At 51.5% G+C, this 18,197-nt stretch carries 16 protein-coding genes; 5 read left to right on the top strand and 11 right to left on the bottom strand.

Annotated elements, in window-relative coordinates; genetic code table 11:
- Positions 1-492: 492 nt before the first annotated feature.
- The 4 genes from B2R29_RS03250 to ilvY form a co-directional block, all read right to left on the bottom strand.
- Positions 493-1,110: a sulfite oxidase heme-binding subunit YedZ gene (locus B2R29_RS03250; RefSeq protein WP_301179769.1), complete on the bottom strand. Its 618-nt coding sequence runs from the start codon at positions 1,108-1,110 to the stop codon at positions 493-495.
- Positions 1,101-2,105 (bottom strand): protein-methionine-sulfoxide reductase catalytic subunit MsrP, encoded by a 1,005-nt coding sequence (gene msrP, locus B2R29_RS03245; RefSeq protein WP_301179768.1) that lies wholly within the window; start codon positions 2,103-2,105, stop codon positions 1,101-1,103. The genes B2R29_RS03250 and msrP overlap by 10 nt, the downstream gene beginning before the upstream one ends.
- Before the next feature lie 92 nt (positions 2,106-2,197).
- Positions 2,198-2,941, bottom strand: a complete 744-nt coding sequence (gene pssA, locus B2R29_RS03240) for a CDP-diacylglycerol--serine O-phosphatidyltransferase (protein WP_301179767.1) — start codon at positions 2,939-2,941, stop codon at positions 2,198-2,200.
- A gap of 89 nt (positions 2,942-3,030) precedes the next feature.
- Complete coding sequence (gene ilvY / locus B2R29_RS03235) at positions 3,031-3,906, bottom strand: HTH-type transcriptional activator IlvY (protein ID WP_301179766.1); 876 nt, start codon at positions 3,904-3,906, stop codon at positions 3,031-3,033.
- 161 nt (positions 3,907-4,067) lie between these two features.
- Between ilvY and ilvC the strand changes: the two genes are divergently transcribed.
- The 3 genes from ilvC (at position 4,068) to B2R29_RS03220 (ending at position 7,325) form a co-directional block, all read left to right on the top strand.
- Positions 4,068-5,558 (top strand): ketol-acid reductoisomerase, encoded by a 1,491-nt coding sequence (ilvC, locus tag B2R29_RS03230; RefSeq protein WP_301179765.1) that lies wholly within the window; start codon positions 4,068-4,070, stop codon positions 5,556-5,558.
- 135 nt (positions 5,559-5,693) lie between these two features.
- Positions 5,694-6,887, top strand: a complete 1,194-nt coding sequence (gene dapC / locus B2R29_RS03225) for a succinyldiaminopimelate transaminase (protein ID WP_301179764.1) — start codon at positions 5,694-5,696, stop codon at positions 6,885-6,887.
- A 9-nt stretch (positions 6,888-6,896) separates the two neighbouring features.
- Complete coding sequence (locus B2R29_RS03220; RefSeq protein ID WP_301179763.1) at positions 6,897-7,325, top strand: SufE family protein; 429 nt, start codon at positions 6,897-6,899, stop codon at positions 7,323-7,325.
- A 12-nt stretch (positions 7,326-7,337) separates the two neighbouring features.
- Here B2R29_RS03220 and B2R29_RS03215 read toward each other — a convergent pair whose 3' ends face one another.
- From B2R29_RS03215 to B2R29_RS03195, 5 genes are all read right to left on the bottom strand, one after another.
- Positions 7,338-8,570 carry a sensor domain-containing phosphodiesterase gene (locus B2R29_RS03215; protein ID WP_301179762.1) on the bottom strand — a complete coding sequence of 411 codons (1,233 nt, stop codon included), beginning with the start codon at positions 8,568-8,570 and terminating at the stop codon, positions 7,338-7,340.
- Positions 8,571-8,813: 243 nt separating this feature from the next.
- Positions 8,814-10,076 carry an EAL domain-containing protein gene (locus B2R29_RS03210; RefSeq protein ID WP_301179761.1) on the bottom strand — a complete coding sequence of 421 codons (1,263 nt, stop codon included), beginning with the start codon at positions 10,074-10,076 and terminating at the stop codon, positions 8,814-8,816.
- Between the two features lie 89 nt (positions 10,077-10,165).
- Positions 10,166-10,627 carry a methyltransferase family protein gene (locus B2R29_RS03205; protein ID WP_301179760.1) on the bottom strand — a complete coding sequence of 154 codons (462 nt, stop codon included), beginning with the start codon at positions 10,625-10,627 and terminating at the stop codon, positions 10,166-10,168.
- Between the two features lie 95 nt (positions 10,628-10,722).
- Positions 10,723-11,787 (bottom strand): class II fructose-bisphosphate aldolase, encoded by a 1,065-nt coding sequence (gene fba, locus B2R29_RS03200; RefSeq protein WP_301179759.1) that lies wholly within the window; start codon positions 11,785-11,787, stop codon positions 10,723-10,725.
- Between the two features lie 355 nt (positions 11,788-12,142).
- Positions 12,143-13,303 (bottom strand): phosphoglycerate kinase, encoded by a 1,161-nt coding sequence (locus B2R29_RS03195; protein WP_301179758.1) that lies wholly within the window; start codon positions 13,301-13,303, stop codon positions 12,143-12,145.
- A 347-nt stretch (positions 13,304-13,650) separates the two neighbouring features.
- Here B2R29_RS03195 and B2R29_RS03190 point away from each other — a divergent pair, with 347 nt between their 5' ends.
- Positions 13,651-15,390: an ABC transporter transmembrane domain-containing protein gene (locus tag B2R29_RS03190; RefSeq protein ID WP_301179757.1), complete on the top strand. Its 1,740-nt coding sequence runs from the start codon at positions 13,651-13,653 to the stop codon at positions 15,388-15,390.
- On the opposite strand, the gene B2R29_RS03185 is transcribed toward B2R29_RS03190, so the two are convergent.
- Positions 15,391-16,410 carry a type I glyceraldehyde-3-phosphate dehydrogenase gene (locus B2R29_RS03185; protein WP_301179756.1) on the bottom strand — a complete coding sequence of 340 codons (1,020 nt, stop codon included), beginning with the start codon at positions 16,408-16,410 and terminating at the stop codon, positions 15,391-15,393. It lies immediately after the preceding gene.
- Positions 16,411-16,530: 120 nt separating this feature from the next.
- Between B2R29_RS03185 and B2R29_RS03180 the strand changes: the two genes are divergently transcribed.
- Positions 16,531-17,178: a class I SAM-dependent methyltransferase gene (locus B2R29_RS03180; protein WP_301179755.1), complete on the top strand. Its 648-nt coding sequence runs from the start codon at positions 16,531-16,533 to the stop codon at positions 17,176-17,178.
- A gap of 28 nt (positions 17,179-17,206) precedes the next feature.
- On the opposite strand, the gene B2R29_RS03175 is transcribed toward B2R29_RS03180, so the two are convergent.
- Positions 17,207-18,133: an AraC family transcriptional regulator gene (locus B2R29_RS03175; protein ID WP_301179754.1), complete on the bottom strand. Its 927-nt coding sequence runs from the start codon at positions 18,131-18,133 to the stop codon at positions 17,207-17,209.
- Positions 18,134-18,197 lie beyond the last annotated feature (64 nt).

The raw sequence follows: 18,197 nt of genomic DNA, 5'->3' as shown, positions 1-18,197 counted from the left end.
TTGAAATCTTATGTCTCCACAACATCTCAGTAAGCACCCACACGAATTACTTAATGCTAATTTTTAAAGAACGTTGCTTTGGATTCGCTAGAAGCTTTCTCTCAAAGCGGGCTGCGTATTTTACAGAAGCAGCTTTCAATGTCAACAAGTTTTTTCAAACTTTCTTAAGAGGCGAACCTCTCAATTTTTGACATCCAACCAAGTCGCCGTAGCGTCTCAATCAGTGCGAAGCATTCTACCAGAGAACCTTTCGCTGTCAACCGTTAATTTTTAAAAAATCTTTTAAAATCAACAAGTTAATAACCTAAATCAGAGCATTCCGAAGAGCGACTCTGTTGGATCAGGCGGCGCATTCTACAGTCTTTTCAGACTTGGTCAACACCTTTTTTTGACCCATTTCTTGTTCGTTTTCAGCGTTGTGCTGGGTAACGATCAAGAGCGGCGCATTATAGAGATGCGGCGATTTGGGTCAACTACTTTCTGTAATAATTTTCAGGAAGTTCTGGCGCGTTTCTTCTTAGCAAAAAACCATAGTCTTAAGGCCAGTAGGAATGCAGCTATAAGAGTGTAGGCAACAGGCTCAAACCAGCTAGCCCTGATTTGTAATAAATAGTGAACGGCTGCGAGGGCTACGATTACATAAATGAGTTGGTGTAGTCGCTTCCAACGCCTTTTCAGCCTTCTCTGCCACGATTTCGTCGAGGTGACCACCAGCGGCAACAAGAGCAACCAGGACAAAGCTCCGACCATGAGATACGGACGCTCCACGACCTCACGACCTAACTCACCCCACTGCCATCCCAGAAGGAAAGCCAGGTACGCTAATGCGTGCAAAGATACATAGAAAGCCGCATAGAGGCCCAGCATCCTCCGGTGAGGCACCAGCCATTTTTGCCCCAAGTGACGACTCAGCGGCGTTATCGCCAGTGTCGCAATCAGAAAGTTGAAGCCCCAGGTTCCGGTAAAGTGGGTAATCGCTTTTCCTGGTTCAGGCCCCAACAGATCCCACTCGCCAGTCTGCACACGTACTATTGCTTGTACTATGTAGACAAGAGGCAACACCCCGGCTACCCCCACCAGCCAGCGGCGTTGGTCTACTGTCAGTACCATTTACGAAGATCCATTCCTTTGTACAAATGCGCTACCTGCTCACCATAGCCGTTGAACATTTCAGTCGGTATCCGATTAGGGCTGAAGATACTGTTTGGGAGTCTTCGTTCTGAAGCCTGACTCCAGCGTGGATGATCTACCTCTGGATTTACGTTGGCATAGAAGCCGTATTCCTGAGGAGCCAGATCATTCCAGGTCGTCGCAGGCATCGTCTCGCGGAAACGAATTTTCACAATCGACTTAATACTCTTAAAGCCGTACTTCCAAGGGACGACTAAGCGCATCGGAGCGCCATTCTGGTTAGGCAGCACGTTACCGTACATACCAACCGCCATTATGGTCAGTGGATTCATTGCTTCATCCATTCTCAGCCCCTCGCGATATGGCCAATCAATGGTAGAGAATACCGAACGCTGCCCCGGCATCTCTTTCGGGCGCTCAACGGTCACGAACTCGACGTATTTCGCCGATGACAGAGGTTTACATCGTTTAATCAGGTCAGCCAAAGGAAAGCCAACCCAAGGAATAACCATTGACCAGGCCTCGACGCAGCGTAAACGATAGATGCGCTCTTCAAGATCTATCCCTTTTATAAGGTCTTCAAGTTCAAAACTCCCTGTTACTTCGCAGTCCCCTTCTATCTCTACTTGCCAGGGGTGTGCATTGAACTTTCCTGAGTTTTCGAATGGGTCTGACTTACTCATTCCGAACTCGTAAAAGTTGTTGTACTGGGTCGCCGAACTGTACGGTGCCGTTTTCTCACCCGCACCAAATGCTGTTTCGGCAGCGTTAACAACGGCTTTCTGTAACCACTCTGGCCCCTCAGGCAAGCGGCTCCCTCCTTCGGGAGTAACTAATGCCTGCGCCTGAATAGTACTCAGGGCCGCCGCGGCCGAGAGACTGCCTTTCATGAATAAACGGCGATTCACGTACAGTTCTTCAGGCGTGATCTCAGAAGGGGCAATCTTCGGATAGCGGCGTTTGGGAATCAGCATATACACCTCTTAATATCTGAACGGCTGTGACAAAAAAGCCCGGCGATAGTGCCGGGCTTCTTTCCATATTTCTGTCTACATTCGTATAGTCGTCAATCGAACAGTTTTTCTTTCACCGCCCACGCAGGACCTGACAACGCGTAGAGCATAAAGACAGCCAGCAGGACGGTCGCCGGGTCAATCGACACGATTGCAAAGCCCATCACAATCGCCAGTAGTGCGACAAACGGAATCTTGCCGCGCAGATCCAGACCTTTGAAACTATGGTACTTAAAGTTGCTGACCATGAGCAGGCCCGCTGCGGTAACTATAATCGCCATCCACCAGGCCGCATCGGCACCCTGAGTTCCTGATTCGGTAAACACCCAGATATTACCTGCCACAATAGCCGCAGCTGATGGACTGGCAAGACCGGTAAAGTAGTTCTTATCCGCCACCGCCAACTGGGTGTTAAAACGCGCGAGACGCAAAGCGGCGCCAGCGCAATAAACAAATGCGGCCACCCAGCCTACCTTACCTAAGTCCTGCAACGCCCAACTGAAAGCGACCAACGCAGGAGCGACACCGAACGAGACCATGTCGGCGAGGCTGTCGTATTCAGCGCCAAAATCACTCTGGGTATTCGTCATACGTGCTACACGGCCATCAAGGCCATCTAGCACCATCGCAACAAAGATCGCGATCGCTGCATTTTCAAAATCACCATTCATACCTGCGACCACTGCGTAGAAACCGGAAAACAGCGCCCCAGTTGTAAACAGATTAGGCAGGAGATAGATGCCTTTTCGATCGCGCTTTGTCGCTACCGGTACCGGAGCGTCTTCGTTATCACTCACACTATGTTCCTTAATGTGTAACCCCTGCTTTATTAGAGGTGTGGGTAAAGTCAGGGCTATTATGGTCCAAAGCCGAGCATCTGGCCATGTCACCGCCCCGCTGTTTGCCATAAGGCCTGCAGGACTGGCTCATTCAGTCGTTCGGTACGGGAGCACAAACCAATCAGAAAGGGCTCCAGCTCTGGTGTAACCGACAATACGCGAACACGGCTCAACAAGGGGCTGTTCTGCAATACCACCTGAGGGACAACCCCGACCCCGACGCCCAGCGCGACCATACTGACGATGGCTTCGTGCCCTGTCACCTGAGCATAAATATTCGGAGTGAGGCTCCTTGAGGCAAACCACTGATTCACTCGGGTTCTGGCTAGCCCGGTTTCTGACAGCACCATAGGCACTTCTGCCCATGGAATCTCTGATTGCGTAAGCTGCGGAACAGTTCCCACTGCTTTCGGGGCGATAAACAGCAATGGGGACTCTGAAATTCCGCGAAAGGTCAGGTCTGGTGAGAGTTGTTCGGGACGCGCAGCAATCACAACGTCAGCATCACCGGACTCTGCTCTTGGAATGGAGGCTGCGGCATCACCGGTATGGATGCGCAAATCGACTTTGGGATACCGCTCCCGGAAACGTGCCAACAGGTCTGCCAGAAAGGAGTAGCTCGCCGTCACCGAGCAATACAGCGTCAAAGATCCTTCAAGCTCGCTGACATCCGCATTGACCGCAGAGCGCATCGACTCCCAGGCATCCAGCGTCTGCTCTGCATGTTGAAAGAACAGCTCTCCTGCCGAGGTTAGAGTCAGAGGTCCATTGTCACGAACAAGTAACTTTGCGCCCGCATCCTCTTCCATACGCGCAATCCGACGGCTCAGAGTTGAAGGGCTTATATGCAGCTGCTGTCCGGCCTGCCCCAGATGTTGAGTCGCAGCGACCGTGAGAAAAACCCGTAAGTCCTTGTAATCCATCGATTAACCCAGAGGTGTCTGTTTTCTGGCATGGCCAGCCACTGAAGCGTTGCAAAAAACGCAACACCTCGACGCAAATATAGCATTTTACGCAACGAGGTTCATACCCTAAAATTCTCACCGATTATTTCTATCTAACCCACTTATTTGAGGACGCAGAGATGAGTAACAACTACTTCAACACTCTGAACCTCCAGCAAAAGCTGGATCAACTCGGCCGCTGCCGTTTCATGGACCGTTCTGAATTCGCTTCTGAAGCTGAATTCCTGAAAGGTAAAAAAGTTGTCATCGTTGGTTGTGGTGCTCAGGGCCTGAACCAGGGCATGAACATGCGCGACTCGGGTCTGGATGTTTCTTACACCCTGCGTGCAGAAGCCATTGCAGAGAAGCGTCAGTCGTGGAAAAACGCGACTGAAAACGGCTTCAACGTAGGTACCTACGAAGAGCTGATCCCAACGGCTGACCTGGTGATGAACCTGACGCCAGACAAGCAGCACACTGCTGTTGTTACTGCCGTTATGCCGCTGATGAAAGAAGGCGCTTGCCTGGGTTACTCCCACGGTTTCAACATCGTTGAAGAAGGCATGCAAATCCGTGAAGACCTGACTGTTGTGATGGTTGCACCTAAGTGCCCAGGTTCTGAAGTACGTGAAGAATACAAGCGTGGTTTCGGTGTACCGACTCTGATCGCTGTTCACCCAGAAAACGACCCTAAAGGCGAAGGCTGGGACATCGCTAAAGCATGGGCTGCTGCCACTGGCGGTCACCGCGCTGGTTGTCTGGAATCTTCTTTCGTTGCTGAAGTTAAGTCTGACCTCATGGGCGAGCAGACCATTCTGTGCGGCATGCTGCAGACTGGCGCGATCCTGGGCTTCGAGAAAATGGTTGCCGACGGCATCGACGAAGGCTACGCCTCTAAGTTGATCCAGTACGGTTGGGAAACTGTCACTGAAGCGCTGAAGTACGGCGGCATCACTAACATGATGGACCGTCTGTCTAACCCAGCGAAAATCGTTGCGTTTGACATGGCTGAAGACCTGAAAGAACTGATGCGTCCTCTGTTCCGCAAGCACCAGGCTGACATCATGGAAGGCGAATTCTCCTCCACTATGATGGCTGACTGGGCGAACGACGATGCAAACCTGCTGAAATGGCGTGAAGAAACCGCAGAAACTGGCTTCGAAAAAGCATCAGCGTCTGACGTTGAAATCGACGAGCAGGAATACTTCGACCACGGCATCATGCTGGTTGCAATGATCAAGGCTGGTGTTGAGCTGGCGTTCGAATCTATGGTTGAAAGCGGTATCGTTGAAGAATCTGCTTACTACGAGTCTCTGCACGAAACGCCACTGATCGCGAACACGATTGCACGTCGTAAGCTGTACGAGATGAACGTGGTTATCTCTGACACAGCTGAATACGGTAACTACCTGTTCTCTCACGCTGCCGTACCTCTGCTGCGCGAGAAGTTCATGCCACACATCAGTACTGACGTGATTGGTAAAGGTCTCAACCTGAAGTCTAACTCGGTAGACAACGCTCGTCTGATTGAAGTGAACGAAGCTATCCGTAACCACCCAGTTGAGTGGGTTGGTGCTGAGCTGCGTGGCTACATGACCGACATGAAGCGTATCGTTGAAGCATCTAAGTAATACCTGCTTTAACTAGCACATAAGAAGCCCCGCCAGTGCGAACTGGCGGGGCTTTTTTGTTTACTTCACACAATCGGAATTGCGCTGTAAAAGGGCTATAATGCGCGCTTTCTGAACAACAAGACCGGAAGCGGCATGAACCCAGATCTGAGCAAACTCCAGCCTTACCCATTTGAAAAACTGGCCAAACTGAAGGGCGAAGTCACGCCTCCTGCAGATCTGGAGCATATCGCCCTGTCGATTGGCGAACCTAAGCACCCAGCGCCGGAGTTTGTTCTCGACACTCTTCGCACTGAACTGCAACGCGTAGAGAACTACCCAACGACTAAGGGCCTGCCTGAGCTGAACTCAACGATTGCCAGTTGGCTGGAGCGCCGCTTTTCACTGGCAAACGTCGACCCTGTATCTCAGGTCATTCCAGTCAATGGTACCCGTGAGGCTATTTTTGCCTTCACTCAGGCTGTGGTGAACCGTTGTCAGTACCGTCCTTTGGTTGTTTCTCCTAACCCCTTCTACCAGATCTACGAGGGCGCAGCGTACCTCTCAGGTGCTGAGCCGCACTTCCTGCCGTGTCTCGAAGAGAATGGATTTAACCCAGATTACGATGCCGTGCCGGAGGAAATCTGGCACCGCTGTCAGATGCTGTTCGTCTGCACGCCCGGTAACCCGACAGGTTCAACGCTTAAGCTGGAAGACTTTAAAAAGTTAATTGATCTCGCTGATCAGTACGATTTTGTTCTGGCCAGTGACGAGTGCTATTCAGAAATTTATGTCGATGGTGCAGATGCACCGATGGGTCTGCTGGAAGCCTGCGAACAGCTAGGCCGCAAAGACTTCAAACGCTGCGTCGTATTCCACTCGCTATCCAAGCGCTCTAACCTTCCCGGTCTGCGTTCAGGCTTCATCGCTGGTGACGAAGATCTGCTGAAACCCTTCCTGCTGTATCGAACTTATCACGGCTGCGCGATGCCGGTTCATACGCAACTGGCCAGTATTGCCGCCTGGAGCGATGAGCAGCACGTGATTAAGAATCGCCAGGAATACACACAGAAGTTCAGCTCTGTACTCGATATTCTCAGCCCAGTTCTGGATGTTAAACAAACCGAGGCCAGCTTCTATTTATGGCCAAAAACTCCGATCAACGAAGAAACGTTTGCTCAACAACTGTTTGCCCAGCAGAACGTTACCGTATTGCCAGGGTCCTATCTGTCTCGCACCGTTGATGACATTAATCCGGGCAGCAACCGTATCCGCATGGCATTGGTTGCTCCGACCGCAGAGTGCACAGAAGCAGCACTGCGCATACGCTCATTCATTGAATCTCTATAAGGAACGCATATGTCTATCGAAAGCCCGTTTGGTAAGAGCATTACCAGCGAAGATATTGTCGATACTTTAAGCTTTTTCGATGACTGGGAAGAGCGCTACAAATACATTATCGATCTCGGTAAAGAATTACCGGGCATGAGTGACGATAAAAAAACGGACGACTTTCTATTGCGCGGTTGCCAGAGTCAGGTCTGGATCGACCATGCAAGCGATGATGGAAAGCTCGTATTTGAAGCCGATTCGGACGCCCATATCGTTCGCGGGCTATTAGGAATGGTGCTCGCAGCATATAACTACAAAACGCCTGCTGAGATTCTCGCATTCGACAGCGACGAATATTTTAAGCAGGTCGACCTGGTGAAGCACCTTAGCCCAACCCGAGGCAATGGTTTACGCGCGATGGTACAGAAAATTAAAGATACGGCAGCAGCATCCTGAGCCACGAAAGGCTCAGGACTCAAACGTCGCCAATGGCTGAGGGCGTGACAATAAATATCCCTGTCCGAATCCGATAGAGAGCGTCTGCAGCTCAGCTAATTCAGCCTCTGTTTCGATCCCCTCGGCGACAACCTTATACCCTTGCACCTCGGCAAACCCTCTCAGCGCAGCGACCAGAGATTGCTTATCTCTGTCTTGATCAATATCGCGGATCAGGCTCATATCCAGCTTCAACATATCCGGGCTGAGCAAAAGAATGTGACGCATACTCGCATATCCTGCACCAGCATCGTCAATGGCCAGACGCATCCCCGCATCACGCAGAGGCTTTAAGCGCGCATTGAGAACATCATAGTCAGGAATTTCTTCATGCTCAGTGAGCTCCAGAACAATACGCCTGGCTTCTTCCGGCGTATAAATTCCAGAGATATCGCACTGTAAGAGGAAAGCAGGCGTGACGTTAATTGAAACATAGGCATTCGCTGGCAGCCTTGCTAACGCTTCCTTAGATTTCTCAACGACTCTCAAACCAATCGCAGACGACAAGCCAAGACGGTCTGCATCGATAAATAACTGAGCAGGTGACAGATCCAGGTCGGTTGACAGCCTTGCCAGAAGTTCAAACCCCTGCACTGAGCGGTCTGTAAGCGCACAGATGGGCTGAGCATGCAGAAGCAACTCATCACGTTCAAGGATATCAAGAATAACCTCCTGACGCTGACGGTTTTCTTCACTGCCTTTTCGGGCGTCCTCAATCAAGGCTGCAATCACATCAGCGAAAACCCGCACCAGCATAAGACTGCGGTTGTTGAGTTTCGGTTTTACCTGACGACTGAAAATACAGAAGGTGCCAAACGTATGCCCATCAGAAAGCACCACAGGGACGCTAACATGAGACTTTACCGGGATAGTTGTGAACTCAGGTACTAAATCTGTCTCGCCGCTGGATTCGGTATCCGGAACCAATTGCTTCAGGCGGCCATCAGCGATCATTTCACAGAAACTATCTTTTAGTGGGCCACAGCTGTCCTCAGACACCAGGTTGGCATCACTGGCGCAGTCGACGAAACGGAATACGCGCTGATCCTGACTGAACTCGGACAAAAAACCCACATCCATATCAAGCCGGTCCCGAACGGAACGTATCAGGCTGGAGATGGCTGTTTTTAGTGTTTCCGGGCTTTTGGGAGCAGGTTCATTGATCACCTCTGCGAGCTGTCTCGCGACATCCGGGCGCTTTTCCATTCAGTAATACCTTCAAACTTTTCACCATGGAACTATAGCACTCTGTCGGAATTAAACATGTCTCACAAGGCAACTCTTGGCGGCATTTTCCACTCAGGTCAAATATAAGGCATTAGTGTGAAATATTCTTGCAGAGACGAAGCGGATTGTGTGGAAAATGCAGATAAATATCGCAGTTACTGCACCAATACTCACCGGAAAGCTAACCAGAAAAGACAAAATACGCCATTTGAAAATATAATCTCAAATAGACGTACGGGTGCAAGCCCCAGGCAGAGAGCAACGGAACGAACGATCATACTGCCCAACCGATATTCCAGAGTGAAGGAGGTACTCCTCATCCCACTTATTCGAAATTCCGTCAGCTACTAACGTGCAACCCTGTGCCCTTGAAAAAATCAGCAACGCCTGCAACATGGCCTGCTGACCGCGGTCAGAAGCGATACCACAGGTGAGGCCAGCATCCAGCTTCACGAACTCAGGTTGCAGCTGCAATATATGTTGCATGGAGGCGAATCCGGCCCCGGCATTATCAATCGACAAGCGTATGCCAGATGTCCGTATAGGTTGAAGAATCCTCTTGAGATCATGATAACTCGAAACGCGATCGTGCTCTGATATCTCGAAAACGACACGCTTGCACATGTCTTTATTCAACCACTCCAGAAAATCGAACTCTGCCAGAAGCTGCGGCGTAATATTTATCGCTACGAAATGTTCATCAGGTGTTGTCGATAATGTTGAAATCACCCGCTCGATTAAATTAACACCGATTAAATTCGCCAGACCTAAGCGAATCACCTCATGCATTAGCAGCACAGGGCTTGCGATAGTCTCAGTCGCTTGAGTCAGTGTGGGCATCAATTCGACGCCCAACTGCTTGCCTGTGTTTAAATTAATCAACGCCGCAGGCGCATATTTCAACCTGCCCTCTGTCAGTAGTTCCGTTACTTCGATTTTCTTCTTCGCACAATAATGTGACTCGTACTGAGGCAGAGCACTCACCTCTTCGATCAATGCCGATGCCACATCCGCAAATACACGACACATAGCCAGACTTCGATGATTGAGCTCAGGGATGGCATAACGACTGAAGACACAAAAGGTCCCAAAAACAGTGCCATCAGAAAATACAATCGGAACGCTGATATGAGCCCCAACAGGCACCAGTTTCACAGCGGTGAGATCATTGGCACCGGCAACCGTTTGAGCATTTGCGATCAACTGCGAAGCCCGGCCATCGACAACGCGCTGGCACAGACTTTCACCCCGGTACTCTGATCCGCCAGACTGGACAATGTTGACCCCGGGCGCCGAGTCAACCAAGTAAAAAGTGCGCATATCACCATCAAAACGGGATATGAACCCAACCTCCATCCTCAGCTTCGTGCGGGCAGCATAAAGCAAGCCCAGCAAGGTTTGCTCTAGCGGCTTGTGCCCTGCCAGCACAGCGACAGGGTCGAAGGCCAAAGCCAGCTGGTCGAGAGCATCGGAATAATCAGACATACAAAAGGCCCGAAAGGAAAACCCCTACAGTATATGCCGGAATTCCGAAATGTGTTTCCGCGCTGCCTAAGACCTTTTACCAATACACGCTACAGCCAACGTCTCACCCGTTGCGAGTAATCAAGGTACTCCTGCCCGAAGAGCTTCTGCAGTGCACGCTCTTCAGGGATGATCTGAAAGCGAGTGATGTATCCCACAAATAACACGGGGCCAACAAATGCCAGCGGGGTTTGTAGCCAAACAGCGAGTGCAGTCAGCAGAAGAGCCATCCCCAGATACATCGGATTACGGGTGAATCGATAAACCCCGCCTGTGACCAACGCTGATGCGTTTTCGATTTTTACTGGGTTGATTGTGGTCTTACTGCGGATAAACGAGAGAAGTCCACCGGAATCCAGAAACAGCCCCAACAATACAAGCAGCCCAGTGATAGCCTGCGCGGTGAATCCCCACCAATTGATTGCCACAGTCTGTGTACTGATTCCCCACATGAGTAACCCACAAAGCGCACCAACCACAGGTGGCGGTATTTTATGTTCTAACCAGCTCATATCATTCCTTCTCAGTTATATTTAGATAATGCAGGAATAACAGACAAGAAAAAAGGCGCCGAAGCGCCTTTTTAACTACCAGCAAGATCGACAGATCAGCTGATTTTTGGATCAAGAGCACCGCTCTGGTACTTCTCGAACATATCGTCGAGAGAGATCGCTTTGATCTTAGAGGCGTTGCCCGCCGTACCGAACGCTTCATAACGAGCGATACAAATATCCTTCATCGCAGTGACAGACTCTTTGAAGTACTTACGCGGATCAAACTCAGCTGGGTTCGCTGCCAGGAAGCGACGAATCGCACCGGTAGATGCCAGACGCAAGTCAGTATCGATGTTTACTTTGCGCACGCCGTACTTGATGCCCTCAACGATCTGCTCAACCGGCACACCGTAAGTTTCAGGGATTTCACCACCGAACTCGTTGATGATTGCCAGCCACTCCTGAGGTACAGAAGACGAACCGTGCATTACCAGGTGAGTATCCGGGATACGCTTATGGATCTCTTTGATACGGTCGATGGCAAGAATGTCGTCTGTAGGCGGACGAGTAAACTTGTACGCGCCATGTGAGGTACCACAAGCAATCGCCAGGGCATCTACCTGAGTCTTGCGCACGAAGTCAGCCGCTTCTTCAGGGTCGGTCAACATCTGATCGTGAGACAGGGTGCCTTCTGCACCAATACCGTCTTCTTCACCCGCCTGACCGGTTTCAAGAGAACCCAGACAACCCAACTCACCTTCTACCGACACACCACAGGCGTGCGCCATTTCAACGGTGCGACGAGTCACATCAACGTTGTACTCATAGTCGGTCGGGGTTTTGCCGTCTTCGCCCAGAGAGCCATCCATCATCACCGAACTGAAGCCAAGCTGGATAGAACGCTGACATACCGCCGGAGACGTACCGTGATCCTGGTGCATGCACACCGGGATATGCGGAAATTCTTCGATGGCAGCCAGAATCAGGTGACGCAGAAACGGCGCACCCGCGTACTTACGAGCACCTGCAGAAGCCTGCACGATCACAGGAGAATCCGTTTTGTCTGCCGCTTCCATGATGGCGCGCATCTGTTCGAGGTTGTTTACGTTGAACGCTGGTACGCCGTAGCCGAACTCGGCTGCGTGGTCCAGCATCTGACGCATGCTGATCAATGCCATGTGAATACCTTCAATGGGTCTATAAAATGGGGACTAAAAAATATCCGGGTATTCTAGCGATTAAAGGGAGGGATAGAAACCTCAAGGGGAGAATGTCGGGCGGCAAGGTGGTCAATACAAAAAAACCCAGCATTGCTGGGGTTTAAATGGAGACAATCTTTCTAAGCTAAACCTTTTCTTTCGGCTAACGCCTAGTAGAACGGTGCTTGCGGTTGAGGCTGGTGATTCCTCGGCACGCCCATCGTCTCAAAATGTCTGTTCTGCTGATCCACCGATTGCTGGACCGCAGAATCTGCGTCAATTGTGTGCTGTGCGCAAGCTGTAAGCAGGCACACAGCACTCAACAAGAGCGTTTTCACTTCGCACGCTCTTCCAGAATCGCAACCGCTGGCAGTACTTTGCCTTCTACGAATTCAAGGAATGCACCGCCACCGGTAGAGATGTAAGACACCTGCTCTGCGATGTTGTACTTATCTACGGCTGCCAGGGTGTCACCGCCACCTGCGATGGAGAAAGAATCAGACGCAGCGATCGCCAGTGACAGTGCTTTGGTGCCTTCGCCGAACTGATCGAATTCGAACACACCGACCGGGCCATTCCAGATGATGGTTTTGGCTTCTTTCAGTTGCTCGGCCAGTGCTTTGGCTGAATCCGGGCCGATGTCGAAGATCATGTCGTCGGCTTCTACTTCATCTGCAGACTTCAGAGTCGCCACGGCAGTTTCAGAGAATTCTTTACCGCACACTACGTCGGTTGGTACTGGGATAGACACTTTTTCCATCAGCTTTTTCGCCGCTGGAATCAGGTCTTCTTCGTACAGTGACTTACCAACAGGCTTGCCTGCTGCCGCTAAGAAAGTGTTAGCGATACCACCACCCACGATGATCTGGTCACAGATGTCAGACAGGCTTTCGAGTACTTCAAGCTTGGTCGACACTTTAGAACCACCCACGATGGCGACCAGCGGACGTGCTGGCTTATCAAGTGCTTTGCCGAGTGCGTCGAGCTCTGCCGCCAGCAGAGGACCTGCACAGGCAACCGGTGCGAACTTAGCCACACCGTGAGTTGACGCCTGAGCACGGTGCGCGGTACCGAAGGCGTCCATGACGAAGATGTCGCACAGTTCGGCGTAGGCTTTGGCCAGTTCATCTTCGTCCTTCTTTTCGCCTTTGTTAAAGCGCACGTTGTCGAGCAGTGCCAGTTCACCGTCGGCCAGTTCGATACCAGCGCGGAAGTCTTTAACAACGTTTACGTCGCGGCCCAGCAGGCCAGCGAGGTGATCAGCCACAGGCTGCATGGAGAACTCTTCGGCGTATTCGCCTTCGGTCGGACGACCGAGGTGAGACATCACAATGACTTTGGCACCGGCTTCAAGCGCGTGCTGAATGGTTGGCAGTGACGCGCGGATACGCACATCAGAAGTCACCTTGCCGTCTTTTACCGGCACGTTCAGGTCTTCGCGGATCAGAACCCGTTTTCCTTTCAGGTCCAGGTCGGTCATTTTCAAAACAGTCATAGTCATGTCCCAGATAATGGAGTCTTTTAAATTCTTCAGCGTGATAGTGCATAGCCATGCTGAGACGCGGTGGATACATCCCTGTACGCTCGGCTGTCGCGTCCATGCGACAGACGCTCAGCCTGACTCCGCACTACCCCACTTCAAACAGACACCGCGCGGCGGTCAAAGCGGAGCGATGCCAATAAGTTGGTTAGAAATCGCGCGGAGTATACCAGCATGAACAGTGCGTTTCATCGGCCCACACATGACAATCACCGCCCAGAACTGACCTTTACCTTGTTTACCTCGGTAAGTGCCGATAGCCTGCTTAGCCTTCCATGTAATTACGGTTCAAAGGCTTTCTGATGCTGTGCTGGCTCTGGCAATTTATCCGCCCTTACAAACTGCGTTTAACCATTGCAGTGATCGCGCTGGTGACTACGGCAGGCCTGACGCTCAGCCTTGGTCAGGGCGTGCGTCTGATGATCGATCAGGGGTTCGCGGCCAGTTCAGTCGAAGGCCTGAAAGACGCGGTGATCTTTTTCGCCATATTGGTGGTTGCAGTATCCGTCGGGGCTTACTTCCGGTTTTATATGGTCTCGTGGCTGGGTGAGCGGGTAGTCGCTGATATCCGTAAAACGCTCTACCGACACTTAGTCACACTGCCTCCCTCCTTCTTCGAGGATAATCTTTCCGGCGAAATCCAGAGCCGGATCACTACAGACACCACCCTTCTGCAAACTGTAATTGGCTCGTCGTTTTCCTTTGCTCTGCGTAATGCCCTCACGTTCGTGGGCGGCATTACCCTGATGTTTATCACCAACCTCAAACTCAGCCTGATCGTTTTAGTGGCGGTGCCTCTGGTGGTATTTCCCATGGTGTTTTTCGGTCGAAAAGTGAAAAAACTCTCACGCGAAAGCCAGGACAAAGTCGCCAGCGTCGGCGCCTGGGCAGGCGAAAGTCTGCAACACATCAAAGTCGTGCAGGCCTTTACCCGTGAAGACAGTGTGAATAAACAATTTGGCGACGCGGCGGAATCTGCCTTTGATGTCGCCTTACTGCGGATTAAACAGCGCGCCCTGATGATTGCTCTGGTTATGGTTCTCGTGATGGGGTCCGTTGCGGGCATGCTGTATGTCGGTGGTCACGATGTGATTACCGGCAGTCTCAGTGGCGGCGATCTGGCCGCCTTTGTGTTTTACGCCATCATGGTCGGCGGCTCGCTGGCCGCGGTGACCGAAGTCTACGGAGAAGTTCAACGCGCGGCGGGCGCAGCAGAGCGTATTCGTGAACTGATGGCTGCGGAGTCTGATATACGATCACCCGCCGACAATGTGACTCCTGCCGTAAAGCACAGCGAGACTCAGATTGCATTTCAAGAGGTCAGTTACCACTACCCTTCGCGGCAAGACAAAGCAGCCTTAACAGAACTCAATCTCGAGGTACGCGCTGGCGAGCGCATTGCCTTGGTCGGGCCATCCGGGGCAGGCAAATCCACCCTGTTCGATATGCTGCTGCGCTTTCGTGATCCGCAACATGGGCAAATTCTGGTGGAAGGCACACCATTACCTGAATGGCAGTTACAGAGCCTGCGCAGCCAGTTTGCTCTGGTGCCTCAACAGCCGGTGCTGTTCAGCACTAACGTGCTGGAAAACCTGCGCTACGGCCGACCTGACGCCTCCGATGCGGATATTCTCGCTGCCGCCAAAGCGGCGCATGCCGATGAATTTATTCAGCAGCTGCCGGAACAATACGAGTCGTATCTGGGAGAAGGCGGCGTGAAACTATCGGGTGGTCAGAAGCAACGCTTGGCCATCGCCCGAGCGATTCTGCACGATCCGAAAATCCTTCTGCTTGATGAAGCCACCAGCGCCTTAGACGCCCAGAGCGAATACCTTGTGCAACAGGCGTTAGATAAACTGATGCAGAACCGCACCAGCTTTGTGATCGCGCATCGTCTGTCGACCATCAAACACGTCGACCGCATCGTTGTGATGGACCAGGGGCGTATAGTGGCTGTCGGCACGCACGATGAACTGCTTGAACGCTCGCCCTTGTATAAGCGGTTGGCCGAGTTACAGTTTGGGGAAGAGAAAAGCGCTTAATCAGGCCTTGATCACAATCATCTCACTGGCCGTATCCAACATACGGTTAGCAAAGCCCCACTCGTTATCAAACCAGACCAACAGTTTGAGCAAGCGTCCGCCGCTGACCCGGGTCTGAGTCGCATCCACAATGGCGGAACGCGGATCATGATTAAAATCGATAGAGGCGTGGGCTTCGCGGGTCAGGCCAAGAATCCCGTCGAAACTCTGGTTAGCCGCCGTTGCCAGTAACTGATTCACCGCTTCGGTATCTGTCGCTTTGTTGAGTTGCAACGTGATATCCAACGCCGAGACATTGATGGTAGGCACACGCACGTGCAGGCTCTCTATTTTGCCGGCCAGTTGCGGCATCAGGCGCTCGATCCCCGCGGGTAACCCGGTATCGACAGGAATAATGCTCTGCACAGATGATCGGGTACGACGCAGGTCTGAGTGGTAGGCATCAATCACTGGCTGATCATTCATCGCGGAGTGGATGGTGGTCGTGACCCCGGCTTCAATGCCATAGGCCTGATCAATCAATGTCAGTACCGGAATCAGAGCATTGGTCGAGCAGGAACCGTTAGAAACAATGCGCTGATCCGCCGCCAGTGAGTCATGGTTGTGACCATAAATGATGGTGTTATCGACTGCGCTGTCTGCCGGGTTCGAAATCAGTACTTTCTTCGCACCGCGGCTGAGGTGCAGCTCGGCATCTTCGCGTGAGCGGATCTGGCCGCTGCATTCCAGTACCAGGTCCACGTCCAGCGCAGCCCAATCCAGTTCTGCCGGATCACTGATATGACGAACACAGATACGATCGCCGTTGACCATCAGGTGCTGCTGATCAGCGATGCTGACGGTGCCATTGAAGCGACCGTGCGTACTGTCGTAACGCAGCATGTAGCTCAGCGACTCAATGTCTGCCAGCTCGTTGATCGCGACCACTTCGATGTCCTGCCGGTAACCGTTTTCATAAAGCGCACGCAGCACACAGCGGCCGATACGTCCAAAACCGTTGATGGCGATACGGGTTGTCATGGGTTTGTGCGCCTCATTACTGTCTCATGATTGCCGGGCTTCTCAGAAGCTGGATACTATGCACTCTATTGTCGCGGAATTGGTCGCCGTAGGCAAAATGCACACACCGGAATACCCGACATGACTTATCCCCCCTGCCCTTTGTGCCACGAAACAGAGCAGATTTCGGTTCTCGACAGCGCCATGCCGCGTCGTTATCTCGCCTGCGGGCAGTGTTATCTGGCGTATATGCATCCCGACGACTACCTGAGTGCAGATGAAGAGAAAGCATACTATGCAACCCACGAGAACAGCATAGATGACGAAGGCTATGTCGGGTTTCTGAATATTCTGCTGGCGCCGTTATTAGATCTCATCGAGCAGAAAGAAAAGACAATAGCGCTGGACTATGGTTGTGGTCCGGGCCCCACCCTTTCTGTGTTGCTTGAGCAGAACGGCATCCACTGTGATAACTATGACCCGTTTTTCTTTCCGAAGGCATTGTCCCCGCCGTACGATGTCATCACAGCCACTGAATGCTTTGAGCACTTTCATCACCCGGAAGATGAACTTAAAAAATTAGTATCAATGTTAAAGCCGGGAGGCCTTCTGGCTTTAATGACAAGTCGCTGGAGCAATGCCGAAAAATTCATGCACTGGCATTACAACCGTGATCCGACCCATGTAATTTTTATGCACGAAAAAACGATCAATTACATCGAAGATAGGTTTGGTTTATCCTGCATTTGTAAGGATGAAAAGCGCGTCGTTATTTTTAAAAGAAAATAAAAAATTAAAATTAATAAAAACCAAAAAATTAACGCGACGCAAATTCTCTCGGCGTCATGCCGTACTGCTGATGGAAGCGACGGGAAAAATGACTTGGATTAGAAAACCCGAGTTCATAACAGGTACTGGTAATACTTTTTCCGCTGCGGATAAGTTTGCAGGCATGTTCTAAGCGACGCTGCTGCTGGTATTGGGCTGGGCTACACCCGAGGCTGTTTTTAAATTGCTGAAAAAGCTTGGTGCGCGACATACAGGCAACACGCGCAAGCTGATCAATATCCACCGACTGTGCAAGATTCTCTTCAATATAAGCCACGGCATTCGTCAGGCCCGACTGGGTCGGGTTCTGTTGCACACAACGCAGTAAGAAATCCCGCCCCTGCTGACGTAGCATCCGCGCTACCAGCTCATTTACTCCGAAGTTCAATACCAGGTCACAATCGTCTTCTTTCTGTACGTGGCTGGCGACGATACGCTCTAGTAGCTGCTGAGTAGCATCGGTGTGAGCGAGATGCCACTGACGTGTCTCGACTTCCCACTCACCCAGATCTTTCGGTCGCTCGCTGACAGTATTCAGCTGATCGCAGACTTTCAGCAGAGTCTCACGGGGTATTTCCAGCGTCATACAGGTGGTGGGGGTGTCTAACGTGGCTTCGGGAAAGTCGATTTCAACATATTCACCGGGCGCAACAACGAAGGACTCGTGGGGAAGAAATTCTGTCGAAAAGCCATCCATACCGTGCATGACTTTCCGGCCGGTCATCATGCCGCAGTACAACAACTCACCAGCATCCAGACGGATACGATCGGCCTGTTCATAAGTGTCATACACAGATAACTCGGCTAACTGGCTGGCATATACCGTACGGTTTTCTATTAATTCGCTGGGGACGACTTTCTGGCGATGAGCACCTGCGAGTGCAGCCATACTGCCCGGTCGATGTTCTGTAGTCATAAGAAATGCGCCGTCGTCGTTACATAGAGTCGTTCTAAGAAAAAGCCTCTGTCTGCCAGTCCGC

Source organism: Thalassolituus sp. UBA3500, assembly GCF_002377545.1.
Classification (GTDB): Bacteria; Pseudomonadota; Gammaproteobacteria; order Pseudomonadales; family Oceanobacteraceae; genus Thalassolituus.
Note: the sequence above shows the minus strand (reverse complement) of the source record. Positions and strands in the feature narration are given on the sequence as shown.

What these genes read in the sequence shown, in the direction of transcription:
- B2R29_RS03190 (WP_301179757.1), top strand. Translation starts at nt 13,651, where the DNA reads ATGCTGTGCTGGCTCTGGCAATTTATCCGCCCTTACAAACTGCGTTTA.
- B2R29_RS03250 (WP_301179769.1), bottom strand. Translation starts at nt 1,110, where the DNA reads ATGGTACTGACAGTAGACCAACGCCGCTGGCTGGTGGGGGTAGCCGGG.
- B2R29_RS03205 (WP_301179760.1), bottom strand. Translation starts at nt 10,627, where the DNA reads ATGAGCTGGTTAGAACATAAAATACCGCCACCTGTGGTTGGTGCGCTT.
- B2R29_RS03180 (WP_301179755.1), top strand. Translation starts at nt 16,531, where the DNA reads ATGACTTATCCCCCCTGCCCTTTGTGCCACGAAACAGAGCAGATTTCG.
- msrP (WP_301179768.1), bottom strand. Translation starts at nt 2,105, where the DNA reads ATGCTGATTCCCAAACGCCGCTATCCGAAGATTGCCCCTTCTGAGATC.
- B2R29_RS03185 (WP_301179756.1), bottom strand. Translation starts at nt 16,410, where the DNA reads ATGACAACCCGTATCGCCATCAACGGTTTTGGACGTATCGGCCGCTGT.
- B2R29_RS03175 (WP_301179754.1), bottom strand. Translation starts at nt 18,133, where the DNA reads ATGACTACAGAACATCGACCGGGCAGTATGGCTGCACTCGCAGGTGCT.
- B2R29_RS03215 (WP_301179762.1), bottom strand. Translation starts at nt 8,570, where the DNA reads ATGGAAAAGCGCCCGGATGTCGCGAGACAGCTCGCAGAGGTGATCAAT.
- dapC (WP_301179764.1), top strand. Translation starts at nt 5,694, where the DNA reads ATGAACCCAGATCTGAGCAAACTCCAGCCTTACCCATTTGAAAAACTG.
- B2R29_RS03220 (WP_301179763.1), top strand. Translation starts at nt 6,897, where the DNA reads ATGTCTATCGAAAGCCCGTTTGGTAAGAGCATTACCAGCGAAGATATT.
- ilvY (WP_301179766.1), bottom strand. Translation starts at nt 3,906, where the DNA reads ATGGATTACAAGGACTTACGGGTTTTTCTCACGGTCGCTGCGACTCAA.
- ilvC (WP_301179765.1), top strand. Translation starts at nt 4,068, where the DNA reads ATGAGTAACAACTACTTCAACACTCTGAACCTCCAGCAAAAGCTGGAT.
- fba (WP_301179759.1), bottom strand. Translation starts at nt 11,787, where the DNA reads ATGGCATTGATCAGCATGCGTCAGATGCTGGACCACGCAGCCGAGTTC.
- B2R29_RS03210 (WP_301179761.1), bottom strand. Translation starts at nt 10,076, where the DNA reads ATGTCTGATTATTCCGATGCTCTCGACCAGCTGGCTTTGGCCTTCGAC.
- B2R29_RS03195 (WP_301179758.1), bottom strand. Translation starts at nt 13,303, where the DNA reads ATGACTGTTTTGAAAATGACCGACCTGGACCTGAAAGGAAAACGGGTT.